A 24,235-nucleotide genomic window follows, 5' to 3' on the forward strand; every position below is an offset into this window, starting at 1 on the left:
CCACCTCTCTCTTTCCTGTTTTATTGCATTATAAAAGCACCCTGTTAAGAGTGCTTAAAATTCCATCTTCACATTAATATCCTAGATTTTAAAATCTTCATTCAGATCTAGTTCGTCTACAATCTTATTATTTTCTTTAATCATTTCATCACGCATTTTATCATAATCATTTATTTTGAGCTTAAACCAAAGTTCTGGACTGTTTACAATATTAGTCACATCAAACTTAATTTGCGTAACAAGCAACGAATAGAAAGATAGTATCCTATACATGTTAACATTATTCTTCTGATTTTTATAATTTTCACTCTGCATGACAGAAGCAATTTTTATTGCATCTTTCGACCCATACGCACAAACAGTGTTCATAATTTTTCTAAAGTCATCTAAAACTTCCTCAGATTCGGGCTTCTTTATCATTTTATCCATTAAGATCAATATAGCATATGGCATTTCTGACATTTTCTGAATATGTAACGTCGTCTTTTCTTTCTTTAATTCATTTTTCAAATTTTTACTCATATTCTTATTCGTTAAAATAAATCCGATTATAGAAACTATGGACGTAAAAACAGCTGTTATTATTGCACCTTTCAAATCATCACTCATTCTTCCAAATATTTCAATTGCATCCTGCATCCTCGTTTCCTCCCGTACCTAAAACCTACCCTCATAATATCTCAAAATACGACATTATGCAACAAAAGAACGGCCTGTTGCCAAGCCGTCCCTTCTAGGTTTTGTATGTACTTCTTGAGGAAATTGAAAAATTGGAAATCGTCTTTCCGTTCGTCTTTCGACGATATCATAATATCACATGTACTACTGAACTTCTATGAACTCTTTTTCCGGAAGCTCCAAATGCGCCAATGCTTTTCCATGAATCTTCAACACCCATCTTTCAGAATAGTGCATCTGTTCTGCAATCTCATACCACTCCATACCCTTGATATACCGGTAGAACAATACATCATCCTCATTCCTTGATCTAAGCTTCTTGATTCTCCTTGCAATGTCCTGATACGTCATAATCCTCAGTCCACGTTCTCTCTTGAGTTCATCAATCAATCCCTGGATACGTGCCACCTCTCCGGATAGATCTCCCTGCCCTCCGGATCCATGAGGCATGCCGTCATAATTAATCGCCTTCGTGGACATCATCATTTCACGTAGCTCCTTGATTTCTTCCGAGATCCGGTTGACCCTTCTCACATGATCCTTATAGCTCCGGAGGTATTCCTTCTTCTGTTCGTTCTCTGTTTTCACTTCCTGCTCCACGTCCTATCTCCTCCCCTGTATCGATATTCTTGTGCCTCAGATATCTCAGCACTCCATAATACGCTGGCCGCTTCATAAACCTCTTCGCGTGCTCACAAGGTTCACGGTCTGCCATCTGGTCACGGTCTGATATGGCATCGAGGCGCTGGCATTTGCTATCGCTCATCGTCCTCAACTCCTTCGTCGTTTTGTGATTCTCCTCTCAAAATATCTGTGACATCTACTAATGCCTGACTATATCCGTTTAATTCCCATGTTTTCTTAAGCTCGTAATCTGCAAGCTCTCGCTTTTGTTTCTCCTCAAATGCTTTTACATCAACATCTCTTTTTTTAACCATTGAGCGTTCCAGTTCCACCAAACGCTCTATAAGCTCTGTATTATTCATCTTCGCCCTCCTTATACGTTTCCGGCAATCTCTCAATTGTCAAGGTGCTGTTATTTGTTACTTCAATTGCTTACTCCATCTTTGTTTCTTTTCATTAATCGGATATTTTTGTTTTTCTGGGAATAAACTCATTTGATTCGTTACCATCTCTCTTGGTCTGCTTGGCGTATTCCAATTAGATCCACCAACTCCGTCAGCTTCACAAGTCCACCCAGACGCTTTAAGGCTTGCGCCATTTTCGGATTCAAGAATATATGTTATAATTTTTGAATATCCCATTTCTTTTGCGATTCGTGCGGCTCTGCTATATAGAAAACTACATATATCCTTTTCTCCAGTTGTACATAATCTAAGCACTTCTAATGTATTGCCATCGTCCAATACTCTCGATACAGGTCTGCCAACTTGAACCACTCCAACAACTTTTCCATCTATTGTGGCTGCAATTCTAAATTTATCTCTATGAGCTGCTTTGTGATGTCGATGATATGTATTTATATAATCTTGTGCTTCTTTCAGCTCCATAGGTCTTGCTTCTATAGGCATTCGTTATTCCTTTCTGTATTTCTCCAAAATCTTCATCATTGCTTTCATGTGTTCCGCTACTTCCGACAAATCTTCATCGCTCATCTGACCGGGAAGTTGTCCTTCCTCCTCTTCGGATTCCGGATCCGGTGTTCGAATCTCTCTGATTTCCCGAACTGTCCTTTCTGGCTTTACTTCCTCCAACTCAAATGATACCAGTATGTAGCCTTCATCCTCCGGCTACCTCTCGCTGCATGGAATCCACTGAGTTTCTTTCAGTGCATGTATCCCCATTTCAATAGCATCTACTGTTTTCTCAGACCAGCCCCATTCAAGATGTTTCACCAATCTATCTATTGCTTGTTGATTATTCATCTTCTCCCTCCTTATACGGTTCCGGCAATGGCATCCATGCAACAATTGCTTTTGTCGTATGTTTATAGATTCCTTGAAAGATTTTATTTCCCAAATATCTCATTTCTGTAATTTCTCCGTTGTGAAAGCATATAATTGCATCCGTGTTATCCTCTGGCAACCGCTCACTGCATGGAATCCACTTGCCGAAATCATCATTCTCTCGCTGTGTCCCATTATCATAATCGTCCCATACCATTCTCTGAGAAATCATAAACCCCATCACGAAATCATCACTGATATTGTCAATAAAATCTTCGTCGCTTTTATGTTTTCTCATATACTTCTGAACATTACGCTTTGCTTCTTTTATCTGATCCGTTGTGCAAATTACTTGCAATCTACCCATCATTTAACACTATTCCTCCTATTTCTTCGTCAATCTTTCTCCTACCACTGCCTTATCACATACTTCCACATCACACACTCTCTCTTTTCCGGTGTGGATGCAATAATCACAACCACCTGCATCACTGTGGCGATACTGGCAAGTCCTGCATTTATGACGGTCAGAATTATTTCCAGACTTAATTATTTCTGCCTGTACCGGATTCTTTAACTCTTTCCGGATAGCTCCTGACAGACTATTAACTGTCCCGATTGGAATTCCTGTACGCTCGGCAATCTCTTTATTTTTCAGACCTTTCTTGATCAACGGACGAATGATCTTACTTTTTTCTTCCCTGCTCATCTTACCCGGAGCTGCTACCGTTTCTTTTTCCAGTTTCTTCTCCGGTTGGTCTGGGGGGAGCTGTTCGTCCCCTTCAGTATCGTTCTCATTCTGATCAGGCTCAACCATATCCTGTACAGCCTGTTCAAACTCCGGATTTGGTACTGCAGGAACATCTACCAAATACTTAGCTTCTTTCGGCAAACAATCTTCTATCCTTTCTGCCGATATACTCTTGTCATCATATTCATTCAGCACAAGGACCTTTCGCCCTTTCATGAAATACTTAAGTGCTTCTTTTAAGCTCATTTCTGTAAGCATCTATTCTTCTCCTTTCTCCCAATACTCCACGATATATTCTTTCTTGCCCTTTGTATTACCTGGAATCACACGATATCCAATCTTAACGGAATACCCTGCCTTAATTAACAGCCTGGCAATTGTAAGCCGTTCTTCTTCATTCAGACCGGCTGTACCGCCTCTGATACTACGAATTACCGCCATGTTCTCCTCCTTCCGAAATACCCAGAAGACTACGTTCGAGATTATTCATCTCATAATCACGACCACTGGTATAGTTATTAAATCCAGTCTTCTGCTTCTGAGTTTTTTTCTTCTCTTGCTTCCTGTTCGGGTAAAAACTCTTCCAGCCACTGGCAGTTGCTTTCTTCACAATAGCCAGTTGTTCCTCCGGGTTATCACTCAGCTTCAGCAGATCTTCACGAAGAGCCTGTACCTGCTCCGAAGGAATCTCTCCGAAATTACTCTTACGGACGACCAGATACAGTTGAAATGCTCTCTCCAGTTCCGGTGGCTGGAATATATTATTATTTATATTATTTTCTTTACTTTTATTTAGGGATTTTTCCACGGAATTACACTCGTTTTTCCCGGAAAAACCACCTATATTTCCGGGATTTTCTTCAAAAAGAGTGCACTTAATAAAAGGTTCTGTCTCCTGCTTATTTAAAAGCCAGTACCTTCCTACTTCTAACGATTCCTTACTCTTGCGCATTCTGTCTTTTATAGCAAGCTGAAACCGTCTCTGTATCCCGGCAGAGGTCAAGACCTTGTCCGAACTAAAGAGTGTGTTATTAAACAGTGACTTCTTTAGCAGGAAGTTCAAGACCTGCTTCACCTTGTTCAGATCTATTCCCAATTCACTGGAAACGATATACCAGAAATCATCATCTGTTGTTATGTAATATCCCTCCCGATAGATCTGTGTTAATAAATACAGGTAAATGATTACCCCGTCAGACTTATATCTCGCTCTGACGATTCGGATACTATTATCCTCGAAAAAATCTATATCTAATGGAAAGTAAAGAAGGCCTTTCAATTTGGGTCTGGCCATACTGCACCTTCTCTCTATCCAACATATTCCTCTACTGTAATATCCAGCCCTTCCATGGCCGAATATGTCTTTGCCGCGATCACCATGGCAATCTGTGTATCGTCATGATAAGCAACGCCATTCAGAGCATCTGCGACTACCTTTACAATGTTGTCAATATCTGGCTTCTTAAGTGGAAGTTCCCTTCCCTCCAACATATCCAGCTGTCGTTTCTTAGATACGCTCTTCGGTGGAAGGAATCTCGCTATGATCCGGAGCATCACCGGCTTTCCTCTTTCCAGATAGAATCCATTTGCACGATTCTGGAACTGAGCCTTGATATAATTCTCATACAACATATCTTTCTCCGGAGTATAGGAATGAATATTGCCAGTAGACTTATTCCTTACAGTCTTCGCCCTGGCTTTCCCCTGTGGTTTTCCAGGGACCTGAAATGTAACTGACTGCATGCCTGCTCTCCTTTCTCCCCTGCAATACCTCATCCATAGCACTGCAGGGGAACGACTTGTTAATTGTTACATGTGTGATACAATACAGACCTTAAAAGGTCGGTGCTTTTTGTTACCTATGCAATCACTGTAATGTGATGCTCCTTTAATTCTTCTGCAAGTTCGAACTCCAGATATTCCTTGATTTTCTTCATGGTCGCATTCTTCCACAGTCCGCCGTCAGCTTCGACCAATTTGAAATGCGGTCCTCTCTCACTGTCCTTGATACGGAACACATAAGAACTCTCTGGCTGCTCAATTTCTGCAAATGTGCGGTATGGTCTGAGCTTGACCGGATTCGGCACAATCACATCTGCCAGTTCCACACCTGATTTGATGGTTGTCTTCTGAGATACGCCATCATCGGAATAATTAGCCGTTGTTCCGGATTTGATATTACCGGCGACCTGCATGATCGTAGTCAGGTCTTCTGTCTCCACAAAGTTCGCCTGCAGCTCAATCAGGAAACGTTCCTGGTCATAATAATCATCAAACCGGAATTCATTCACAATTGCGCCTGCTGCCATCAATGACTCTCCGTTCCTCTCGTCAATAAGTCCTGAGAACAGAAAGACCTTTGTTGGACTCACTACATGAAGAATGGAAGATTCTCTCAATTCTTCCGGCTTTCCTTTGATATAATCCACCAGTGCTGTTAATGTATTTACAGAAAGATAACTTGCCATCGGGAATCTGTGATATCTGGTGAGATCCTTAGTACAATACGTCTCACCATTAATCTCCAATAACTTCGGCTCCATGCTCTCTGCTTTCAGACCCGTAATATACTGTAATGCTTCTTTTAATCCTTCCATCATCTTAAGTCCTCCTTATGCTTCTTTTCTTCTAAGATCTACTACTTTGTTACCATTGCCCTGCTGAGCTACAATCTCACCAGTCTCTGTATCTACTGTTTTACCTTCTACTTCTACAGTAGCTCCAGGCGTCACTCCCGGAATATCTGCTACAGACATCTGACCAGGAATCTGATTACCGATTTCCACAGCATCGACTTCTCCGGTCTGAAGATTCTTACCCATGCTGAATGCAGTGACTGCTCCAAGTGCCGGTGCCAGCGTTGTTTTCGTCTGTACTCCGGTCGCAACAAAGTTCCGCTCTGCATTTGGTTTGAATCCGATTGTTACGACAATCTTTCTTGCTGCAGTCGCATCTGTATTCGGATTCTGAATGTTCTCTGTTACTTCTTCAATGGCTCTGTTCACCTGTGCAGTAAAAGAACCATTTGCAAATGTTTCAAGATCAATGTGTTTCATAGTTACATACCTCCTTTTAAATGCTTACATATTCCCGAATCCCCTCTGTCAGATTCATTTCTGCCTTCTTGTTCCATTTATCCCAGAACTCAATTGTCTTGGACTGTGGACGTTCTTTTGCAAGAGTTACCTGTATCTTAAGTGGAATCGGTACCGCATCACCTATGATTAGGACCTCTCCCGGATTAAATGTTGTCGTAGTGCTCACAACACTTTCACTTCCGTCCGGAAGCATTCCCTTGATCATGCTCTTATCATTTTCATTGTTCAGCTTAGATACAATGAAATTGGCACATTGTGCCATAATCGTTTTATTAAGTTCCGAAGGTCTCTGACTCGCAACGAACAGCGAGATTCCGAACTTTCTTCCCTCTTTCGCTATTTCTTCAAAAGTCTCTGTCATTCTTCTCTCAGATGCAGAAAGCTGAATCCCGTTTGGTATATATACATGTGCTTCATCACATACCAATGTAACAGGCGTGATATCTGATATCTGGAAGCTTCTCTGTATTCCATAAATCAGTGTCGTGATGACTCCAATCAACGGGATTGCTACATCATGCGGAATGTCTGACAGGTCAATATTCTTGACCGGCTTATCATTGTCCATAATGTCATGGATGACTTGAATCAGGTATTCCTGCGGTCTTTCTTCAAATAGGAAAGAATATCTCCGGTCATGCTTCTTATCGTTCATGCTGTTTATTACTCCGGTCAGTTTCCCGTAGAATTCCCCTTTTACAGTCTTAGGCGTTCCCGCCTTGTCCCCGGTCTTGTAGATTTCTCCAGTCAATATTTCTTCTGTATTCATCTGGATCAGCTCCTTAAGCATCAGGTCATAATCAAAATATACCGGGCGGTCTTCTCTTCCTCCTGGACATATTTTATAATAAGCTTTCCGGATTGCCGACATCACTACTATGGATGTCTCACCTTTAATCTTCAAGATATTACTTGTCATCCCCGACAGTCCAAACAGCCATACTGGAAAAGTAAAACCCTTTCCTATCTTGATGTTCCGTGCATATGACAGCTGCGCATATTCACCATGAATATCAAATACTACAATGTTTCCTGCCTTAAGCTTGCTGACATTCTCTAATATCTTGGCTACTGTCTCTGATTTTCCGGAACCGGTGTTTCCAACAATACAGGCATGCCTCTGAAAGAACCGATTACCATTGACCCACGCTGGACAGTTATATGCAGCATATTTTCCAATTTGAAACCCTTTGCCATTCGCATATGCAATCATCTTCTTAAATTCTTCTGCCGTAATCTCTTCTACCTTTACGTTCGTAACCGGGTACTTGTCAATCGCATTGCTGAATTTTCCGTCATGAACACTTCCTATAATAGAACACTCAATAACCTTCATATCGACTCCGCCGAGCAGGGGTTCGTCATCATCCGCAAATCCCGCTTCACTTTCTGACTCTGTGACTGAGGTCACCATTGTGACCAACTCCACAGTATCATCAGAAATAGATACCAGGTCATTAATTCTGATATTCTCAAATTCTCCCTGAGTGGTGCGGATCTGTATCCGGTCACTCAATATCTTGATTAATTTCACCTTATTCCCTCCAATAATTCGCTGTAGTCTCTGATTTTCGCTCCTTTGATTCCTTTGCAGTAATCACATTTTCCACAACAAGACGGATCTTCCAATCCTTCTTTCACCCGCATAAAATGCTGAATATTTATTTCTACTTCCCGGAGAGCGATATCCAGCACCGGCTGTGTGATCTGGAAGATATCAAGGTCCGTTACCCGCTCTTTGGTCGCCACCGCAAGATAGAATGGCAGCTGCTCCCCGGTATTCAGCCGGACGCCCTCCTGATACACTGCTCCCTGCAGGTCATATCTCCAAAGCGGCAGCGACCTGAAATTCACTACCACTTTAAGGTCTGTAATACAGATGCCTGGCAGATAACTGTCCATTTTCATCTTCCAGGGAACTCCGAACATTTCAAAAGTCATGATCCGCTGTTTCTCTCCGGACATGAACTGCGCGAACAGCTTGTCCTCTGTCACCCTCTGGATGATTTCATTTGCTTTCCGGTATTCGCTCCGAAGTTCCTTCTTTCTCGTAAATACTTCCGGGTGCTCTTTCATGAAGCTGTCTAATGTTCCTTCAAAATAAGTGTCCACAAAAGAGCCCGTCAGCATGGCCTTGGTCATTGCTGGCCGATACTCGCCCCGTATCTTAGCAAGCGCCATAGCCTCACATTTCATGAAGTCCTTGTACTGTGATACAGAAAAGAACTGCTGATTAGCTTCCACAGAATAATAATTATCTTGATTCAGCTTCATCCTTCTTTGCTCCCTTTCCTGTCAGCTTAGGTTTCTCTTCTTTTCCTTCGAACGGATTCTTTACATTTCCTTCTGTTCCTCCTGCCGGCTCTGCGATTGAAAGTTCAAAATAATCCTCTCTCTTTGCCATTCCATCATGTAGGGAACTGTAGATTCTTCTAAGTCTGACCAAATCCCTCATAGAAAATGCTTCCGACTTGCAGCCGATATATTTCTCAATTGCCTCCAGCGGGACTCCAAACTCTTTCTGAAATATATTGGACATCTCACGAACCAAATCGATCAACGGCTTTTCTTCTCCGTTAATCAGTGTCTCTTCGCACTTCTTTACTGCAGCTTCTACCACATCCCCTGGAATGATCCCAAGGATACATGCCCTCAAACGTCTGGCGCCCTGATTTGCGACCATTTCATAGATGTCTCTAGGGTCTGTAAGAGGTATATTTCCTTTCTTTGTTCCTCTAATATGGGGAACTGTGAAGATTTTGGTCTGTCTCGTATTCGTCTCCAGATCCCATGCGTATGCCATGACCTGTGATTCTCCATTCGACTGCTCCAGCTCCGTGATTCCAAAATCAATGTTGCCCCAATTCTGAGCCATTGCCTCTGCCAGACGGATAGAAGGACCTGTTACTTTTGCCCCGCCCCTCGGATATTCGTAAGTTGCTGTCTCGGCCAGTGATTTTCTCTGGCATGATCTCAGGATCCGGTTGAAGCTATCCACTTCATTTCTCGGAAATCTCTTTGCAATGACCATGGCTGCCTGTACTTCCTGAGCCTGTCTGTTCACCATCATTTCTGTCTGCGAATTTCTTACCGCCATTCCTCTCTCTTCATTTACCATAACTTCATTCATCTATGCTTCCTCCAGTTCTTTTTCTAACCAATTTCCGGAATAAAACCATTCCACCAACATTTCTCTAAACTCCTGTTTATCTCGCGGTGTTCCGAAGAGACATCTTTTCAGCGCATAATCGTACGCTTCTTCCTCCTCTATCTCCTCTCCGGTTTCCGGTCCGATTCCTATATATACTTTTGCCAAAAGTCTTGCTCCTCTCTTCCTGGCAGTCACATGATTCTCCAGGATCTAAATTTGCTCCACAGAATGGACACTCTTTGTAATACATTATTTCTCCTCCGCCTGTTTAATTGCTTCTGTCGTAATCTTCTTCAGAACTTCTTTTGCCATTTCTGTCGGCATATGCTGACAAAGCGAACCGTGCATTGACACCACAATTCCTCTATATTCCTTTAATAATTCTCCTCCTGTTCCATTCATCTCAACCTGACAACCTGTTGTTCCTTTGCAAATGGAACTTGATATTGCTTTAATCATTTGACTAATTTCCTTTCTTCTTTTATAATTAAATTGACTAATTTCCAGAGTGCTTCTCACCTTGCCAGGCTTATGAGAGCGCTCTTTTTTATATGATCTGCCCGATCACGTCTCTGATCAGTGCTGTTCCGGAATCACATGCCACATTAGCAATCTTCTGATTCCCGCTTGCAAACTTCGCATACACCAGCTCTCGGTCTTCCCGGTACTCCAGTTCTACCAGATCAGATAGATTACGAGTCGCCTGAAGAGCAGGTAACAAAAGGTCCAGAATCTTCTGTTTATCTTCCATATCCTCACCACCTTCCTATACATATCCGTAAGCCCGTCTCCATTCCTGGTACTCATCCTCCAGGTCAGCTTCCTCAATAACCTCATGGAGCATCTTGAACTTTTCATATTCAAACCGATGTCCGACTGCCTCAAATGGAATGGCTTCACACACCTTGCACTGCTCCGCACTATTCCGGAATAAGATTTCTTTTAAGCTTGCTGTATCAGCCATGTGATCACCTCCTGCATTTTCAGAATCTTGATGGAGATCATCACGAACATTATCATTGTTGCAATGTCTCCCAGGATTACCAACACGAATAACGCATCCACAATCCTCTTCATTGTCCACTTTCTTTTCTTCATACCTAATACCCTATGAACAGCCAATGAAGAAACATAGCTATTGGCAGTCCGATCATCATCATTCCTACCGCTATCCAGTCTCTAACTCTCATGGGCTTGTCCTCCTTTCTACCGCCTAAGCGGTTTTATCCTCTTCTTTCTCAATTGTGTATGTAATCTCCACATGCTCCTGCTCTTCCAGCAGGGATATAAGTACCTGTATAACTCTTTCCATATCCGGTTTGTTTGACATATACATCACCTCTTCTATAAGTTATGTGGTACGGTTTGTACTTGTTGCATCTAATCCGTTCTCTTCTCCAATGCGAATTGCACAATCATTTATTTTAATTACCGTCGTTACCGGCACACCTCCTACATACTGCGAAGTCTGCTCCACAATATCTCTCATACACTTTCCACACACAGGACAGTAATTTGCCTCTTCCGGAAGTTCTGTAAAACATGCTGGACATAATCGTTGCATTCTACTCACCTCGCTTCTATGCTCCAAATTGTGAACGGATAGTCTTTTCCACACGCTCCACATCGGTGAGTTCGAGTTTCCTCTTGGATTCACCGATTAACCGGTTAAATTCATTGTCCATACCTTCCCGTAACTTAATCCATTCAAAATAGGAAATTCCCTTTAATGCTTCGATGTATTTCTCCACTTTACTCACCTCCCTGTTTCTTTGTTATTAGAATATTGTTCATACTTATTTTTGTGACTCCGTTTCACTCGAACCTTTTTCTTTCTTAAAGCTTTACCCTTTGTCTTTCCAGTAAAATGATTGAAGTTATATCCCGGCATTGCTTTTTCCTCCTTGGTCGCTTCCTGCACATATAGTTCATCTCTTGTGATAAGAAGCGACCATTTTCCATTATTAAATTCCAAATCAATACGGCTTACCATCGGTACTTCCTCGCCATTCAATAAATAGATTCCTTTTTCTGTATCAATATGAATTGATTTAAATGGTTTTCTTTCTACTGTTTCAGCCACCTTACTCACCTCCCACATCACTGATTAGTTCGTCAATAATTGAAAATATTTTCATGTTGTGATAAAATTCTTTCATAAAATTACGAAAGAAGGTTCATCTATGACACAAAACTCCCTGTCTAAAGCCTATTTATCCAATCCAAAACTCAATGAATCTTTCCAATCTGCTGTATCTGCAGCTGCTGATGCCTTAGAACTTCTCTGCAGCGCACACAATGACAACCTCTCTGAAGTAGTTAATCTTGCTACAAATCTCATTAATGAAATTGGGAATCGTTATATTCATACTGCTTTAGATTTCTATGTAGATGAATTCATTTCTACTCTCGGTAATTCCATAGCTCAATCCGCTATTTCCACAAGTAACAAATTTATAAAAGAGGTACTGAAAGATTTCCCAACCTCTTCTAGTTTCGTTTCAGATGAAGACTGCGTTACTGTAGATGAAGCAGTTATAAAGGAATATGAGCTGCCTGAAACCATCGCAATCCCAATAGGTCATAACCGAGTAAAAATAAAATTTGATACTTTGATAGCAATCATTGGCGTCATCATTTCTTTATTTGCACTTTTTAAACCTTCTGCATCTGAACAAGAACAGCTTGCTTTACAGCGCACAGAAGTTCAAATACTTTCAGAAATCTTAGAGAGCACAAAAGCTTCTAACGCTACAACATCTGAACAACTCGATACATTAAAGGAATCAGTTGATACAATCCAGAAAGAGATTGCTGAATCCAAAAACAACGAATCAGAAAACCAATAGTTGTCACAATAAAACAAATGCTTAAGATCAGATAATGTAATCGCAATGACTTTATCTGGTCTTTCATTTTTTCCATTTCCTTCTTCATCTCTTCCAAAATATCCCCTCCTACTCACTTTGCTTGCTCACTTTTTTATCTGGTGCAAATGTTTCTGCTGGCAATCCAAGTATTTCGCAAATCATAAAATACTCTTCTGCGCTCATTTTTCTTTTTCCATTTAGCGTCGGACTAAGAATATTCATTGGCATCCCTGCTCTCTCTGATAAATAAGAGTACTTAATACCATTTTCATCTAGGTATTCTTTTATCTTAAGTCCTACCATTTTTACTTCTCCTTTCTGTTATAATATTGTTGCGGACTGCAAATCGCCCCTATGGGAGGAGGTGATATTATAAAGCGAATGCTTCATTCTAAGGCATTAGCCGATAAGTGGATAAAACTTGGATATAAGATAGTCGCTCTGTCTTATACTGGTTGCTTCGGGGAAACTCCGTTAACATTCCACCTCGAAAAGGAGCTTTAATGCTTCTGTAACTATCAACCCAGCTCCAATGCAGTCCGCATATTCATAACTTCATATTCCGTGAAGTTATTTTTATATTATGTCATGTTTTATGAATTGTCAATATCTTTTTCACGTTTTGTGAAGTTTTTTTCTTGTATTCATGAAAAAGTTGTGGTAATATCCTATTAAAAGGAGGAGGCAGAATGAGTGATAATATAAAAGAAACAGTTGCAAAAAATTTACTTTACTATAGAAAGAAAAATAAAATAACTCAAAAAGAACTTGCCGAAAAACTTGGAGTTAAACATAATGCTATTTCTTCATGGGAAAATGGAGTTAATTCCATTGACATAGATACTCTTTTCCAAATTTGCAAAATATTCGGAATTTCTGTCAATGATATGTATGCATCACCTTTTCACCAATTAAGTAGTTTAAAAAATATAGATGTATCGAAATTTGATACCGCAAAAGTCGTATCAATAGAAAACTTGTTTTCCACACTAAAAGAGCTATCTATTGAAAATTTAAATAAAGTAAACATTTATGTAGAAAATCTTCTCACCAATCAGCAGATGGAAGAAGCCCTTACCGTCCAAGCAGCTCACGGACGTACAGATATAAAAGTAACTGACGAAATGAACCAGCACGATGATGATATTATGGATGATAAAAATTTCTAGGGAGGTGTTAGGTTGAATCCTTACGAAATACTTTTAGACAATGCCTACAATGATGGAATGCTGGTAAAGGAAAAGCCCCTCCAAGGAAGTGACGGAAGAATTAAGGGAAACAAGATTGCCATCCGAGAAGACATGACCATTCTGGAAAAGACCTGTGCCCTTGCCGAAGAGCTTGGACATCATGAAACGTCTGTCGGAAATATTCTTGATATGGATTCCGTACAGAACCGTAAACAAGAACGTCAAGCAAGATTTCACGGATATAATCGCTTGATTGGTCTTACTGGTCTGATTAGAGCCTATGAGCATGGCTGTACGAACAGATATGAGACTGCCGAATATCTGGAAGTAACTGAGGAATTCTTAGAAGAATGTATCTCATGTTATCGTGAGAAGTATGGAGTATATAAGATTGTAGATAATTATATTATCTATTTCATTCCGAACTTGGCAGTATTTAAACAGATATAACCGCGAAAGCGTTTATATATAAAACTTACTTAGATTTGCTTATTCTCAAATTACAAATGAAGAAAGAAAGGAACAATTTATGAAGAAAAGAATTGTAGCGTTATTGATTGCCGGAACAATGGCATTGTCATTGTCTGCTTGTGGAGGTGGAAGCTCATCTGATAAATCTGATTCCAAACAAAACGGAACTACACAGGAAACAAAAAAAGAAGAGGAAAAAGCACCTGTTGATTTAGCTGGGACATGGAAATCAGAAGATAATGACGGTTCCTGGATGGAGGCTGTTATTGCCGACGATACAATTACTGTCAATTGGGTATCTGATAACGGTGACACAACTTCTATCTACTGGGTAGGAACCTATACAGCTCCAACAGAGTACTCAGCTGACTACACTTGGACATCTGATAGAAATAAAGAGCAGACTGATAATGCTATGCTTGCATCAACTGATGATACAAAAGACTTCTCATACTCTGATGCAGATAGAGAACTTTCCTATCAAGTCTCTATGGCCGGTACAACTACGAAAGTAAAATTGACAAAAGCTGAATAAAAAAAGAAATCGCCACCCCGTTGGCATACGTATTGTCCAAGGATAGAAAGGCAGCTATCACACCCTTGTGGTCTTAAAGAAATGCCGGAGTTGTCGCCCGGCTGGACAAATTTCCAATCAAATTGGTTATACTTTAACCATACACTATTATGAAAGGACGTGAATCTTATGCCATTGCCAAAATCAAACACATATACGATTGATGACATCTATGCTCTCCCGGAGGGACAGCGCGCGGAATTAATTGACGGACAGATCTATGATATGGCTCCACCAAGTCCGATGCATCAGGAACTTGTAATGGAACTTTCTGCTACTCTCAGAGATTACATCAAAAAGAATGGTGGACCATGCAAAGTCTACCCTGCTCCGTTTGCTGTATTTTTAAATGAAGACGACCGCAATTATGTGGAACCGGATATCTCTGTTATTTGTGATTCTTCCAAGGTTGATAACAGAGGATACCAGGGAGCTCCGGACTTCATCATTGAAATTGTTTCTCCGAGCAGTCAGCGCATGGATTATCTGACAAAACTTTTTAAGTATCGTACTGCAGGTGTTCGTGAATATTGGATTGTCAATCCATTGCAACGCACTGTACAGGTATATTCATTTGAAGGTACCGAGGATTCCACCCAATACTCCTTTGATGATGAAATTACAGTTACGATCTATGGTGACCTTAAGATTTGTGTTGCAAATCTGCTGAAGTAAATACCATTCCGGCAAAATCACCGAAATGGTCAAGTGATTCTAAACTATAAAAAATAAGCAAGCTACCTTGTCTCTTGGCCGGAGTAAGTAACTTGCCTATTACATATAATTTATAACTATTCCCAGTTGTCTAGTTAGATATATTGTACGTCACCTATACAAATATGTCAATTTTCAACTTGTAAGGGGTACTTACAAGTTCACAATACACACAGAGAAAGGAAGAAATATGGACGATTTTGAAAGTAAGTTAACTGAATTACATGATCGAGTTATCGGAAATGCATTATCTGATGAAGAACGTGCAAATTATAGTGAATCACTTTTTGACTCTATCAAACACGAAAATGAATCAGGTGAAGAATTTTGGTATGCGCGCGAGTTACAAGTCGCTTTAGAGTATACGGAATGGCGTAATTTTTCTAAAGTAATCGAACGTGCAAAAAGTTCTTGTCAAAACAGTGGAAATCCTATATCTGACCATTTTGTTGAGGTCAACAAAATCGTGAAAGCCGGCGCAACTACAAAAGATATTGGTGATATCGAATTATCCCGATACGCTTGTTATTTAATTGTACAAAATGGTGATTCTCGTAAAAAGGTAATTGCTCTTGGCCAGACTTATTTTGCAGTTAAAACCAGACAGCAAGAGTTAATTGAAAACTTTGATAATCTTACTGAAGAGAAAAAGAGATTAGCAATCCGTGGTGAAATGATTTCACATAATAAATCTCTTGCTGAAGCTGCAAAAATGGCTGGTATCAGCGACCCAAGAGACTATGCTATTTTTCAAAACAAAGGATACAAGGGATTATATGGCGGATTAGGTGTAAAAGAAATACATGCTCGAAAAGGATTAAAGAAAAACCAGAAGATTTTGGATCACATGGGGAGCACCGAATTAGCAGCCAATCTTTTCCGTGCAACACAGACCGATGAAAAGCTTCGACGTGATCATATTATTGGGAAAGAAGAGGCTAATCAAACCCATTTTGATGTTGGTCAAAAGGTTCGCCAAACAATCAAAGATCTGGGAGGCACTATGCCTGAAGATCTACCAACTCCAAAGAAAAGTATTAAACAAATTGAAAGAGAACAACAAAATTTAAAAGAATAAATAAAAACCGCTCCTGCGCCAACAGGAACGGCTTAATGAATACTATACAGTGCCGAGGCACGTACAATACTCCCTGAACAAGAATATTGTATCACATTTCCTTGGCACCTGTACAGGTGTATTTTTTATACGCAAATTTGTGCGACGTCGCACATATACTTAAGGAAGGTGATCACATGAAATTAGAACGCTGTGCTATCTATATCCGAGTATCTACTGCAGAGCAGATGATGCACGGAAAATCCCTGGAAGCACAAAGAGAATATTTGGAAGCTTATTCCAGGGAACATAACATGGTTGTTGCAGGAGTCTATGCTGATGAAGGTAAGACTGCCCGGAAAGAATTGAAAAAGAGAAAAGCTATCCATGCATTATTGGAGGATGTGAAAGCAGGGAAAATAGATGTTATTCTCTTTTGGAGGCTTGACCGGTGGTTCCGTAATCTGTCTGACTTCTACAAAGTCCAGGATATCTTGGACGAATATCACGTTCGCTGGATCTCTACCAGTGAGCCAGGCATCAACATGGAGACCAGAGATGGAAGACTGCAGCTTAACGTCGTTCTGTCCATTGGCCAGAATGAAGTTGATACTACCAGTGAACGTATCAAGTTCGTCAACGAAGCCTCTATCCGGCAAGGTAAGTTAATCTTCGGTGATGCCAATATGGGATACGGCTATAAGTCCGGTACTGTCGATGGAGTCAAATGTATGATTAAGGATCCTGAACGTGAAGAGGCTGTAAACGCATTCTATCAATACTTTTTCAAGCACCAGAGCAAGACCGGAGCATTGAAATATATCCAGGAAAATTATGATCCGGATTTCAGTTACAGTAGTATGAGGACGCTTCTGTCCAGCGAATTCTACAAAGGTACTTACCGCGGAGCTCCATACTGCCCTGCTTACTTGTCAACTGAGGACTGGGATAGACTACAAAAGATTTCCGACAAAAACATTAAAGTCAACCGTTCCAATAGAGTATACCTGTTTTCCGGACTGATTTACTGCCCAAATTGTAACAATCTCCTGTCCGGTTGCGGTTGCTCTTCTATTATTAACCGGAAGACCGGTGCCAAACGCACGTACTGCTATTACCGGTGCAACAAAGCTTACATGGATAATCACTGCAATTACCGGCACAGGCTCAGTCAGAATCTTGTGGAGTCTTATCTTTTGGAGCATTTGGAAGATGAATATCAGAGATACCACGTCCGTTCCGGACAGATACGTGAAAAGCAGAAGAAAGAAAAGAAAATAAAGACACCGGAGAAGCTCCGATCAGAATTGGAACGATTAAATCTCCTGTTTCAAAAAGGTCGTGTGGAATGGGAATATTATAACAAAGAATACTCTCGAATTGAATACGAATTAAAAGAAGCGTTGGCTATCCAGCCAGAAATAGAACGAGACGTCTCTTATGTAAATGAAATCATACAGTCAGACTTCCGCTCTATGTATGCAAAGCTCTCTTTGGAGAACCGCAGAGCATTCTGGCGGTCCATTGTATCAGATATACATGTGGCGAAAGACTCCACTGTGAAAGAAGTGAATTTTTTATAATAAGTCTTGCACTAACCAATGAGTTCCATTTGGGGCTGATAAGACCATGACCGCAGTCATATCCGGAACCGCCGATATTGGATTTATGGGGTCTGAAGCTTCAATTTATGCTTACAATGAAGGAGCCAATGATTATGTCGTGAACTTTGCACAACTTACACAACGTGCAGGAAATTTTCTAGTAGCAAGAGAAGAAATCCCCGACTTTCATTGGACTGATTTGAAAGATAAAAAAGTACTTGGTGGACGAAAAGGTGGCATGCCAGAAATGGTATTTGAGTATATTTTAAGGCAAAATGGGATTGATCCTTCGAAAGATCTGATTATAGATCAGAGCATTGATTTTGGCTCTACAGCAGCAGCATTTGCAGAAGGAAATGCTGATTTTACAGTTGAGTTCGAACCAGGAGCCACAAATTTGGAAAAAGAGGAAAAGGGATATGTAGTTGCTTCTCTCGGTACAGACAGCGGCTATGTACCTTATACTGCATTTTCAGCAAAGAAAAGTTATATCGAGAAGAATGCAGATGTAATTCAAGGATTTACAGATGCATTGCAAAAAGGTATGGATTATGTACAGAAACATACACCAAAGGAAATTGCAGAAGCAATTGCACCTCAGTTTAAAGAAACAAATCTTAATACAATAGAAACAATTGTGAGCCGTTATTATGAACAGGACACATGGAAAGATAACCTCATATTTGAGAAAAAAAGTTTTGAACTTTTACAGGACATTCTGGAAAGCGCAGAAGAACTTGACACACGTGCACCGTACGATAAACTGGTAACGACTACATTTGCCGAAAAAGCAGCCAAATAATTTCAATATTATCTGAATCACTATTACTCTTTAATTAAGCAAAGGAAACGGCAAACCATGGCAGAGTTCGTCGTTTTCTTTGTTAACATATCTACTATATCTCATCTACTATTTTCCACTAATTCAAACAATTTTACTCGCTTTTTTCGTGTATTTCATATATAATAAATACCATGACTAGGGCAGGCTTGTCTTAGTACTTTTTATTGGGGGATTTTTTCATGCAACAAAAAGATCGTAAACAAATGTACAGACAGCAAACTATGAGCTACTTCATCAATGCTGCATTGGAGATCATTGAAGAAGAAGGCATCGACAGCTTGTCTATTCGTAAAACTGCAGAAAAAGCCGGCTATAACAGTGCGACTCTTTATCATTATTTTTCAGATTTTGAAGAACTGAGAATTTTTTCAGCTATGAAATATCTGGATCAATATGCTAAGGATCTGCCAGCCTACTTAGAACCGGTTACAAGGCCACTTGAAAGATATCTGAAAATTTGGGAATGCTTCTGTCTCCACTCCTTCTCACATCCAGACATTTTCTGGCTGCTATTTTTTAAGCATGCAGATACGAACTGGGATTTTTCCTACTATTTTCACGCTTATTATGATATTTTTCCTGAAAGTTGGAGTGAAGATGCTGCAAATTACAAAAATATGCTTTCATCTGCTAATTTCTCAGAACGTGAATTTTTATCATTGACTGATTCTTTGAATAAAGAGAATATTTTTCTCCCGGAATCAGACATTCACAATCTGGCAACAATGAATATTATGCTTTATCGTGGTATGTTAGAGACATTACGGGAAGACTCTGAATATTTGACAATTGAAGAAGCGACTGCGACAACTGTTTCGTTTATCCGCAGAGCGCTTACATCCTATAATATTGATTTAGATTAAAAACACTTATTAAAACCCATATACAAACATTGTCGTTTTACAGAATTGTTTAATCAAAAGAGCTGAAGGATTCGAATTCTTCAGCTCTTTTTCTCACCTGATATATCCAAGAATGCTCCACACATTCCTTCTTCAGCTTTTTGTATTTAATTATTTTGAAAAAAACATTTTCACTATGCCTTTTCTTCCTTCAACACTTTAATAAATGCTGCAATCGTTCCAAACATTACAAAAATAAATAAGAACGCTGCTACAAGTGAGATTGTCTGAAGCGGTTTCAATCCACCAGCCATCAGAAGTCCGATCGCCATAACTGACTGGATAACTCCCCAGAGAATCTTTCTGCCATTTGGAGGATTGATTGCACCGTCCGTTGACAGCATAGACAATACATAAACTCCTGAATTTGCAGATGTTACAAAGAATGCACACAAGGATACCAAGGCTACCAGTGATAAAATAAATCCAAGCGGATATTGTCCAAGCACTACGAAAAGTCCAACCTCCGGTGTTGCTACCGCTTCCTGGAGCTTTTCAATCGCCATTAGACCTTTTTCTCCAAGGTTGATACCAAGGTTACCAAATACTGCACCCCAAATACAGGAAGCAATTGTCGGTACAAGTACTACACCAAGTACAAATTCTCGAATAGTCCGTCCTTTAGAGATACGTGCTACAAATACTCCAACGAACGGTGCCCATGCAATGAACCATGCCCAGTAGAACAATCTCCAGCTTCCGAACCAACTATTGTCACTATAAGAATTAATCTTAAGTGCAGTTGGAATAAAATTACCGATATACTGACCCATACCATTTACAAATGCATTCAAAGTCTCTACTTTTGGTCCCACTATAAAGCATACTGCCAAAAGTCCGATTGCAACATAAAGGTTTGTATCAGAAATAATCTTAATTCCTTTATCCAGCCCGGATACTGCGGATCCAATATAAAGAAATGATACAATTATAATAATAATAATTTCTACTACTAAATTGATTGGGACACCAAATAAATAATTAAATCCGGCATTAATCTGCAATGTTCCAAGTCCAAGAGATGTTACAACTCCTGCAACTGTCGCAAATACACCAAGAATATCAACAACCTTGCCAAGCCATCCATTTGCAAGCTTCTCACCAATTAACGGCTCAAGCATAACACTTAACAAACCTTTTTTGTTCTTACGGAACATAAAGTATGCAAGTGCAAGACCGATAACTGCATAGTTTGCCCATGGAAGAATTCCCCAGTGCATAAAGAAATTCTCAAATGCAAAGTTTGCAGATGCCTGAGATGCTGCCTCAATTCCATCTGTCGGATTCAGATAATAAGTAAGCGGCTCAGCTACTCCCCAGAATACAAGACCAACTCCCATTCCACATCCAAATAGAAGTCCAAACCATGTTATATTACTGTATTCCGGTCTGGAATCATCGCTTCCTAAACGAATTTTTCCATATTTTCCAAATGCAAAATATACAATAAAGCCAAAGAATATAATCATAGAAATCAGATATAACCATCCAAAATCTGTGGTCAAAACTTTAAATGCCGCATTAGCTACTACCGTAAAACTATCATTAAATGCAACTGACCAGACTGCTATAATGCCGACGATAATCAGTGATACATAAAAAACTGTATTCTTACCTTTCTTTTCTCCCATATTCAATTCTCCTTCATCAAACTAAGCCAGATATAGTAGTGGGCAGATGTATAACCATCTGCCCGTTCACTCTAAATCATCGAACAGTTATCATACTTTAAATACTGTCTGCTCTTTAATATCCGTTGCCAGAGCCTCCAGAGCAACCTTTGTTCTGTGATAACGCAGTTTCCACTGCTCTTCCTTCGGAGTATCTGGATCTCCAAGTGGATAAGGAATAGAAATTGTAGGTACGATTCTATTAGATCCTACTGTCTTAGCTACAGGCACCAGATTACACATCTGTACGATTGGGAATCCAGCCTTCTCAACCTCTTTTACCATCGTTGCACCGCAACGTGTACAGGTACCTCAAGTACTAACCATGATAACACCATCAACATGATCTTCCTGAAGATATGGAATGATTTCTTTTGCCATTCTGGCAGCCTCTGCCTCAGTTGTTCCTGTTCCTACTGTTGTATAGAAATATGGATGGAGGCTTCCATAAACTCCCTCTTTTTCTAATACCTTCAATGCATCAATCGGAGTAATAACGTTTGGATCTGCGTCTGCTGCTGCAGGGTCAAATCCAGCATGAATTGTCTTGAACTCTCCACCTTTTAACCGTTCCATATTTGACACATCATAACGTCCCCAACGTGTTGCAGATGCTGACTGAATATGATCCGGATTATCTACAGGTACAATACCACCGGTATTCAGAAGTGCGATTCTTGCTTTTGACAAATCCTTGATAGCAGGAGCGATCGGTACTCGATCAAGCTTCGGAATCGGAAGCTCTGTCTCAAATGGCTGTCCATTTAATTTCTTAACAAGCATATCTACCATACGCTCATATGCCGGTTTTCCATCTGAAAGCCATACCTGATGACGGATTCCTCTCGGGAAATATCCTTCTTCATCCGCGGAGCCAACCGACTCACCTGCAAGAAGCTTGTTGGCAACTTTTGCCATTGCTTTTACATCCTGTCTCATCTTTGAAGCAATATTACCGCCTTTTAAGATATACATATCTTTTTTAAACATATCTACACCTGGCGTCTCCTCGTTCATAGATGTTACAACAGGTACACCAAATTTTTCTTTTACTGCCTTGCAGATTGTTCCACATGCAACGGTATAACGTCCTGCCTGAAATGCTGGTCCTGCAAGGAAAATATCAAACTCTTTACCTTCAAGCATTCCGAGAATTGTTGCAACTGCAGCGTCAGTATTGGTACCAATATAGTTGTCACCACAGATAATTGTATGGGTAACTTCTGCATTTAACTCTTTTTCAAGCTGTATTGCTGGTCCAATCTGACCTTCGTGGATTTCTGGTTCAATACCAGCTTTTTCTTCTCCACCAATCTGACCAAAAAACTGATTAATATATAAGATTGCTTTTTTCATCGCTATTGCCCTCCTTAGAATTCTTTCATTGTCTTCGGGGACCATCCAACTACCTGATCACCACAGAACATTGAGTTATTCTCCATAATAACGGATCCATCTTCTCTTACTGAAGGTCCTAAGATCTCATCTCCAGCCCAGCCACCGGACAGACCGTCTCTTGCTAACGACTGAAGTTCTCCAAGTACTGTTTCCATTGGAGGCAATTCAATTAATTCAGATACATTTCCACAGGATACAATTGCATCACACTTCTCATCCAGTGTTACAAGTGGCTGAGATGTACCATTACGTCCTGTACATTCATTGGTAACTCCAATTGTCTTAACACCGGCATCCTCAAGCGCAACAAGACATCCTACAAAGTCGGCATCCGGGTTGCCATAACCTTCTTCTGCGACGACCGCACCATCTGCTCCGAGTGTCTTTGCAATCTGTGCTACATAAAGTGCAGCACGTTCTTTCTGATCCAAAGCTACATTCAGGTTTGACATAATTACTCCGAGGAAATTAATTGTCTTACCATGCTCTCTGTAAAGAGCCTTGATATTCGGTGTGTTCTGGAAGTCGTATGTTGACCATTTTGATGATACAGGCATGAAACTTCCAGATACGATAGCGCCATCCAGTACCTCATTTGGATGCATTACTGTTGGAAGCATACGGTTCATATCCCAGCCATATGCCAGATCATTGTATCCCAGATTTTCCATCTGAGACTGTGGCTGCATAACATATACAACAGATGGAAGCTTTTCAATCTCCGGACTACGTTTGATCATCGCCTCAAGATCATAAACTTCTGTGTCTTCCGGTGTCAGTTCTTTTACACACTGTCCGATGAACTCTGCAAGTTTATGTCCTGCTCTTCTAAGTGCATCATTCTTCTTCTGTTGCTCATGCTTCTCAAAATCCTCATTCGTATCTGCTACGAGTACAATATTGTTCAAATAACCGAAGTATGTATATTTCTGTCCTTCACCACTCATGTCGATCAATCCATCCTGGAAACCTCCCCAGTGTTTTCCGACTACGAGTACGCTGCAGTTCTTTAATGCATGTAAAACTCCATCTCCTGCCTTTGCAAGTTCACTTGTATATCCAGGGAAAAGTCCTCTTCCATCCAATCTTACTCTAGGCTCGATTGCTTCCTTTACCGGACACATACGGATCTTATCTCCAGGTTTTGCAATATAAAGATCTGCCTCCGTGATTCTCTCATCTTCACGGATAAAATCAAGTGCTTTTTCTTTATTAATTGTAAGCACTCCGTCATCAAAGGATAACTTGTCGCCAAACTTGATATCCTTAACATAGAAATTGCCAATCTCCAGTCTCATGTGATTGTCCTCCTTTTCTGATTCATAGATAGGCTCTATGAACGACATTGATACATTT

Annotated in this window: 37 protein-coding genes and 1 pseudogene; 9 read left to right on the top strand and 29 right to left on the bottom strand. The window is 40.3% G+C overall.

Annotated elements, in window-relative coordinates:
• Window positions 1–81: 81 nt before the first annotated feature.
• From NQ560_RS09610 to NQ560_RS09730, 25 genes are all read right to left on the bottom strand, one after another.
• On the bottom strand, window positions 82–639 hold the full coding sequence (locus tag NQ560_RS09610; protein WP_005331426.1) for a hypothetical protein: 558 nt from the start codon (window positions 637–639) through the stop codon (window positions 82–84).
• A 183-nt stretch (window positions 640–822) separates the two neighbouring features.
• The gene (locus NQ560_RS09615) at window positions 823–1,278 is read right to left on the bottom strand and encodes a sigma-70 family RNA polymerase sigma factor (protein ID WP_005331429.1); all 456 of its coding nucleotides are present in this window, start codon (window positions 1,276–1,278) and stop codon (window positions 823–825) included.
• Window positions 1,220–1,444 (bottom strand): hypothetical protein, encoded by a 225-nt coding sequence (locus tag NQ560_RS09620; protein WP_005331431.1) that lies wholly within the window; start codon window positions 1,442–1,444, stop codon window positions 1,220–1,222. The genes NQ560_RS09615 and NQ560_RS09620 overlap by 59 nt, the downstream gene beginning before the upstream one ends.
• On the bottom strand, window positions 1,434–1,664 hold the full coding sequence (locus NQ560_RS09625; protein ID WP_040015316.1) for a hypothetical protein: 231 nt from the start codon (window positions 1,662–1,664) through the stop codon (window positions 1,434–1,436). The genes NQ560_RS09620 and NQ560_RS09625 overlap by 11 nt, the downstream gene beginning before the upstream one ends.
• 57 nt (window positions 1,665–1,721) lie before the next feature.
• The gene (locus tag NQ560_RS09630; protein ID WP_233420464.1) at window positions 1,722–2,189 is read right to left on the bottom strand and encodes an XF1762 family protein; all 468 of its coding nucleotides are present in this window, start codon (window positions 2,187–2,189) and stop codon (window positions 1,722–1,724) included.
• Between the two features lie 24 nt (window positions 2,190–2,213).
• A complete protein-coding gene (locus tag NQ560_RS09635; RefSeq protein WP_005332011.1) occupies window positions 2,214–2,393 on the bottom strand; it encodes a hypothetical protein in 180 nt (59 codons plus the stop codon).
• A 36-nt stretch (window positions 2,394–2,429) separates the two neighbouring features.
• Window positions 2,430–2,564: a hypothetical protein gene (locus NQ560_RS09640; protein ID WP_259816021.1), complete on the bottom strand. Its 135-nt coding sequence runs from the start codon at window positions 2,562–2,564 to the stop codon at window positions 2,430–2,432.
• A complete protein-coding gene (locus tag NQ560_RS09645; RefSeq protein ID WP_005330114.1) occupies window positions 2,557–2,955 on the bottom strand; it encodes a DUF551 domain-containing protein in 399 nt (132 codons plus the stop codon). Before NQ560_RS09645 ends, NQ560_RS09640 begins: the two co-directional genes overlap by 8 nt.
• A 15-nt stretch (window positions 2,956–2,970) precedes the next feature.
• Window positions 2,971–3,594: a sigma-70 family RNA polymerase sigma factor gene (locus NQ560_RS09650; RefSeq protein ID WP_005330116.1), complete on the bottom strand. Its 624-nt coding sequence runs from the start codon at window positions 3,592–3,594 to the stop codon at window positions 2,971–2,973.
• Window positions 3,595–3,777 carry a hypothetical protein gene (locus NQ560_RS09655; RefSeq protein ID WP_005330117.1) on the bottom strand — a complete coding sequence of 61 codons (183 nt, stop codon included), beginning with the start codon at window positions 3,775–3,777 and terminating at the stop codon, window positions 3,595–3,597.
• Window positions 3,761–4,630 (bottom strand): DUF4373 domain-containing protein, encoded by an 870-nt coding sequence (locus NQ560_RS09660; RefSeq protein WP_005330119.1) that lies wholly within the window; start codon window positions 4,628–4,630, stop codon window positions 3,761–3,763. Before NQ560_RS09660 ends, NQ560_RS09655 begins: the two co-directional genes overlap by 17 nt.
• A 14-nt stretch (window positions 4,631–4,644) precedes the next feature.
• Entirely contained in the window at window positions 4,645–5,079 is a 435-nt protein-coding gene (locus NQ560_RS09665) for a RusA family crossover junction endodeoxyribonuclease (protein ID WP_040015194.1), read from the bottom strand.
• 116 nt (window positions 5,080–5,195) lie between these two features.
• A complete protein-coding gene (locus tag NQ560_RS09670) occupies window positions 5,196–5,936 on the bottom strand; it encodes a hypothetical protein (RefSeq protein ID WP_005330123.1) in 741 nt (246 codons plus the stop codon).
• Between the two features lie 12 nt (window positions 5,937–5,948).
• A complete protein-coding gene (locus tag NQ560_RS09675; protein ID WP_005330124.1) occupies window positions 5,949–6,392 on the bottom strand; it encodes a hypothetical protein in 444 nt (147 codons plus the stop codon).
• Between the two features lie 16 nt (window positions 6,393–6,408).
• On the bottom strand, window positions 6,409–7,968 hold the full coding sequence (locus NQ560_RS09680; protein ID WP_005330125.1) for an ATP-binding protein: 1,560 nt from the start codon (window positions 7,966–7,968) through the stop codon (window positions 6,409–6,411).
• Complete coding sequence (locus NQ560_RS09685; protein WP_005330126.1) at window positions 7,965–8,708, bottom strand: PD-(D/E)XK nuclease-like domain-containing protein; 744 nt, start codon at window positions 8,706–8,708, stop codon at window positions 7,965–7,967. The genes NQ560_RS09680 and NQ560_RS09685 overlap by 4 nt, the downstream gene beginning before the upstream one ends.
• A complete protein-coding gene (locus NQ560_RS09690) occupies window positions 8,689–9,564 on the bottom strand; it encodes a hypothetical protein (protein WP_005330127.1) in 876 nt (291 codons plus the stop codon). The genes NQ560_RS09685 and NQ560_RS09690 overlap by 20 nt, the downstream gene beginning before the upstream one ends.
• The gene (locus tag NQ560_RS09695) at window positions 9,565–9,750 is read right to left on the bottom strand and encodes a hypothetical protein (protein ID WP_040015202.1); all 186 of its coding nucleotides are present in this window, start codon (window positions 9,748–9,750) and stop codon (window positions 9,565–9,567) included. It abuts the gene before it with no gap.
• 84 nt (window positions 9,751–9,834) lie between these two features.
• Window positions 9,835–10,044, bottom strand: a complete 210-nt coding sequence (locus NQ560_RS09700) for a hypothetical protein (protein ID WP_154104200.1) — start codon at window positions 10,042–10,044, stop codon at window positions 9,835–9,837.
• A gap of 88 nt (window positions 10,045–10,132) precedes the next feature.
• Window positions 10,133–10,336, bottom strand: coding sequence for a hypothetical protein (locus NQ560_RS09705; RefSeq protein WP_005330130.1), 204 nt, complete (start codon window positions 10,334–10,336; stop codon window positions 10,133–10,135).
• A 15-nt stretch (window positions 10,337–10,351) separates the two neighbouring features.
• On the bottom strand, window positions 10,352–10,549 hold the full coding sequence (locus NQ560_RS09710; protein WP_040015195.1) for a hypothetical protein: 198 nt from the start codon (window positions 10,547–10,549) through the stop codon (window positions 10,352–10,354).
• Window positions 10,528–10,683, bottom strand: coding sequence for a hypothetical protein (locus NQ560_RS09715; RefSeq protein ID WP_154104201.1), 156 nt, complete (start codon window positions 10,681–10,683; stop codon window positions 10,528–10,530). The genes NQ560_RS09710 and NQ560_RS09715 overlap by 22 nt, the downstream gene beginning before the upstream one ends.
• A gap of 253 nt (window positions 10,684–10,936) precedes the next feature.
• Window positions 10,937–11,149, bottom strand: coding sequence for a hypothetical protein (locus NQ560_RS09720; protein ID WP_005330134.1), 213 nt, complete (start codon window positions 11,147–11,149; stop codon window positions 10,937–10,939).
• A gap of 16 nt (window positions 11,150–11,165) precedes the next feature.
• On the bottom strand, window positions 11,166–11,336 hold the full coding sequence (locus tag NQ560_RS09725; protein ID WP_167532489.1) for a hypothetical protein: 171 nt from the start codon (window positions 11,334–11,336) through the stop codon (window positions 11,166–11,168).
• Between the two features lie 5 nt (window positions 11,337–11,341).
• Window positions 11,342–11,668 carry a hypothetical protein gene (locus NQ560_RS09730; RefSeq protein WP_040015196.1) on the bottom strand — a complete coding sequence of 109 codons (327 nt, stop codon included), beginning with the start codon at window positions 11,666–11,668 and terminating at the stop codon, window positions 11,342–11,344.
• Window positions 11,669–11,768: 100 nt separating this feature from the next.
• On the opposite strand from NQ560_RS09730, the gene NQ560_RS09735 reads away from it, so the two are divergent.
• The gene (locus tag NQ560_RS09735; RefSeq protein ID WP_005330141.1) at window positions 11,769–12,434 is read left to right on the top strand and encodes a hypothetical protein; all 666 of its coding nucleotides are present in this window, start codon (window positions 11,769–11,771) and stop codon (window positions 12,432–12,434) included.
• 108 nt (window positions 12,435–12,542) lie between these two features.
• Here the strand turns inward: NQ560_RS09735 and NQ560_RS09740 are convergent, their stop codons facing one another.
• On the bottom strand, window positions 12,543–12,758 hold the full coding sequence (locus NQ560_RS09740) for a helix-turn-helix domain-containing protein (protein ID WP_005330143.1): 216 nt from the start codon (window positions 12,756–12,758) through the stop codon (window positions 12,543–12,545).
• Window positions 12,759–13,144: 386 nt separating this feature from the next.
• On the opposite strand from NQ560_RS09740, the gene NQ560_RS09745 reads away from it, so the two are divergent.
• The 8 genes and pseudogenes from NQ560_RS09745 (at window position 13,145) to NQ560_RS09780 (ending at window position 19,772) form a co-directional block, all read left to right on the top strand.
• On the top strand, window positions 13,145–13,624 hold the full coding sequence (locus tag NQ560_RS09745) for a helix-turn-helix domain-containing protein (RefSeq protein ID WP_005330148.1): 480 nt from the start codon (window positions 13,145–13,147) through the stop codon (window positions 13,622–13,624).
• 12 nt (window positions 13,625–13,636) lie between these two features.
• Entirely contained in the window at window positions 13,637–14,095 is a 459-nt protein-coding gene (locus NQ560_RS09750) for an ImmA/IrrE family metallo-endopeptidase (RefSeq protein ID WP_005330151.1), read from the top strand.
• A 79-nt stretch (window positions 14,096–14,174) separates the two neighbouring features.
• Entirely contained in the window at window positions 14,175–14,651 is a 477-nt protein-coding gene (locus NQ560_RS09755) for a hypothetical protein (protein WP_005330154.1), read from the top strand.
• 168 nt (window positions 14,652–14,819) lie between these two features.
• On the top strand, window positions 14,820–15,365 hold the full coding sequence (locus tag NQ560_RS09760; RefSeq protein WP_005330157.1) for a Uma2 family endonuclease: 546 nt from the start codon (window positions 14,820–14,822) through the stop codon (window positions 15,363–15,365).
• 229 nt (window positions 15,366–15,594) lie between these two features.
• Window positions 15,595–16,482 carry a DNA damage-inducible protein D gene (gene dinD / locus NQ560_RS09765; RefSeq protein WP_005330159.1) on the top strand — a complete coding sequence of 296 codons (888 nt, stop codon included), beginning with the start codon at window positions 15,595–15,597 and terminating at the stop codon, window positions 16,480–16,482.
• A 176-nt stretch (window positions 16,483–16,658) separates the two neighbouring features.
• Entirely contained in the window at window positions 16,659–18,044 is a 1,386-nt protein-coding gene (locus tag NQ560_RS09770) for a recombinase family protein (protein WP_040015197.1), read from the top strand.
• Window positions 18,045–18,072: 28 nt separating this feature from the next.
• Window positions 18,073–18,867, top strand: a pseudogene (locus tag NQ560_RS09775) (ABC transporter substrate-binding protein); the annotation flags it as partial.
• Between the two features lie 221 nt (window positions 18,868–19,088).
• Complete coding sequence (locus tag NQ560_RS09780) at window positions 19,089–19,772, top strand: TetR/AcrR family transcriptional regulator (RefSeq protein WP_005330167.1); 684 nt, start codon at window positions 19,089–19,091, stop codon at window positions 19,770–19,772.
• A 173-nt stretch (window positions 19,773–19,945) separates the two neighbouring features.
• On the opposite strand, the gene NQ560_RS09785 is transcribed toward NQ560_RS09780, so the two are convergent.
• From NQ560_RS09785 to NQ560_RS09795, 3 genes are all read right to left on the bottom strand, one after another.
• Window positions 19,946–21,442 (bottom strand): BCCT family transporter, encoded by a 1,497-nt coding sequence (locus NQ560_RS09785; protein WP_005330169.1) that lies wholly within the window; start codon window positions 21,440–21,442, stop codon window positions 19,946–19,948.
• A 90-nt stretch (window positions 21,443–21,532) separates the two neighbouring features.
• Entirely contained in the window at window positions 21,533–22,882 is a 1,350-nt protein-coding gene (grdH, locus tag NQ560_RS09790; RefSeq protein WP_479690804.1) for a betaine reductase selenoprotein B, read from the bottom strand.
• A complete protein-coding gene (locus NQ560_RS09795) occupies window positions 22,852–24,177 on the bottom strand; it encodes a glycine/sarcosine/betaine reductase component B subunit (RefSeq protein WP_005342390.1) in 1,326 nt (441 codons plus the stop codon). Before NQ560_RS09795 ends, grdH begins: the two co-directional genes overlap by 31 nt.
• Window positions 24,178–24,235: the final 58 nt, after the last annotated feature.

This window comes from Dorea formicigenerans (assembly GCF_025150245.1).
Taxonomy (GTDB): Bacteria; Bacillota; Clostridia; order Lachnospirales; family Lachnospiraceae; genus Dorea; species Dorea formicigenerans.

Coding starts and splice junctions, on each gene's coding strand:
- NQ560_RS09740 (WP_005330143.1), bottom strand. CDS start 12,758: ATGGTAGGACTTAAGATAAAAGAATACCTAGATGAAAATGGTATTAAG.
- NQ560_RS09745 (WP_005330148.1), top strand. CDS start 13,145: ATGAGTGATAATATAAAAGAAACAGTTGCAAAAAATTTACTTTACTAT.
- NQ560_RS09690 (WP_005330127.1), bottom strand. CDS start 9,564: ATGAATGAAGTTATGGTAAATGAAGAGAGAGGAATGGCGGTAAGAAAT.
- NQ560_RS09785 (WP_005330169.1), bottom strand. CDS start 21,442: ATGGGAGAAAAGAAAGGTAAGAATACAGTTTTTTATGTATCACTGATT.
- NQ560_RS09700 (WP_154104200.1), bottom strand. CDS start 10,044: ATGATTAAAGCAATATCAAGTTCCATTTGCAAAGGAACAACAGGTTGT.
- NQ560_RS09620 (WP_005331431.1), bottom strand. CDS start 1,444: ATGAGCGATAGCAAATGCCAGCGCCTCGATGCCATATCAGACCGTGAC.
- NQ560_RS09735 (WP_005330141.1), top strand. CDS start 11,769: ATGACACAAAACTCCCTGTCTAAAGCCTATTTATCCAATCCAAAACTC.
- NQ560_RS09655 (WP_005330117.1), bottom strand. CDS start 3,777: ATGGCGGTAATTCGTAGTATCAGAGGCGGTACAGCCGGTCTGAATGAA.
- NQ560_RS09705 (WP_005330130.1), bottom strand. CDS start 10,336: ATGGAAGATAAACAGAAGATTCTGGACCTTTTGTTACCTGCTCTTCAG.
- NQ560_RS09780 (WP_005330167.1), top strand. CDS start 19,089: ATGCAACAAAAAGATCGTAAACAAATGTACAGACAGCAAACTATGAGC.
- NQ560_RS09720 (WP_005330134.1), bottom strand. CDS start 11,149: ATGCAACGATTATGTCCAGCATGTTTTACAGAACTTCCGGAAGAGGCA.
- NQ560_RS09795 (WP_005342390.1), bottom strand. CDS start 24,177: ATGAGACTGGAGATTGGCAATTTCTATGTTAAGGATATCAAGTTTGGC.
- NQ560_RS09715 (WP_154104201.1), bottom strand. CDS start 10,683: ATGAAGAAAAGAAAGTGGACAATGAAGAGGATTGTGGATGCGTTATTC.
- NQ560_RS09660 (WP_005330119.1), bottom strand. CDS start 4,630: ATGGCCAGACCCAAATTGAAAGGCCTTCTTTACTTTCCATTAGATATA.
- NQ560_RS09685 (WP_005330126.1), bottom strand. CDS start 8,708: ATGAAGCTGAATCAAGATAATTATTATTCTGTGGAAGCTAATCAGCAG.
- NQ560_RS09625 (WP_040015316.1), bottom strand. CDS start 1,664: ATGAATAATACAGAGCTTATAGAGCGTTTGGTGGAACTGGAACGCTCA.
- NQ560_RS09670 (WP_005330123.1), bottom strand. CDS start 5,936: ATGATGGAAGGATTAAAAGAAGCATTACAGTATATTACGGGTCTGAAA.
- dinD (WP_005330159.1), top strand. CDS start 15,595: ATGGACGATTTTGAAAGTAAGTTAACTGAATTACATGATCGAGTTATC.
- NQ560_RS09675 (WP_005330124.1), bottom strand. CDS start 6,392: ATGAAACACATTGATCTTGAAACATTTGCAAATGGTTCTTTTACTGCA.
- NQ560_RS09770 (WP_040015197.1), top strand. CDS start 16,659: ATGAAATTAGAACGCTGTGCTATCTATATCCGAGTATCTACTGCAGAG.
- NQ560_RS09650 (WP_005330116.1), bottom strand. CDS start 3,594: ATGCTTACAGAAATGAGCTTAAAAGAAGCACTTAAGTATTTCATGAAA.
- NQ560_RS09630 (WP_233420464.1), bottom strand. CDS start 2,189: ATGGAGCTGAAAGAAGCACAAGATTATATAAATACATATCATCGACAT.
- NQ560_RS09610 (WP_005331426.1), bottom strand. CDS start 639: ATGCAGGATGCAATTGAAATATTTGGAAGAATGAGTGATGATTTGAAA.
- NQ560_RS09640 (WP_259816021.1), bottom strand. CDS start 2,564: ATGAATAATCAACAAGCAATAGATAGATTGGTGAAACATCTTGAATGG.
- NQ560_RS09760 (WP_005330157.1), top strand. CDS start 14,820: ATGCCATTGCCAAAATCAAACACATATACGATTGATGACATCTATGCT.
- NQ560_RS09755 (WP_005330154.1), top strand. CDS start 14,175: ATGAAGAAAAGAATTGTAGCGTTATTGATTGCCGGAACAATGGCATTG.
- NQ560_RS09710 (WP_040015195.1), bottom strand. CDS start 10,549: ATGGCTGATACAGCAAGCTTAAAAGAAATCTTATTCCGGAATAGTGCG.
- NQ560_RS09645 (WP_005330114.1), bottom strand. CDS start 2,955: ATGATGGGTAGATTGCAAGTAATTTGCACAACGGATCAGATAAAAGAA.
- NQ560_RS09665 (WP_040015194.1), bottom strand. CDS start 5,079: ATGCAGTCAGTTACATTTCAGGTCCCTGGAAAACCACAGGGGAAAGCC.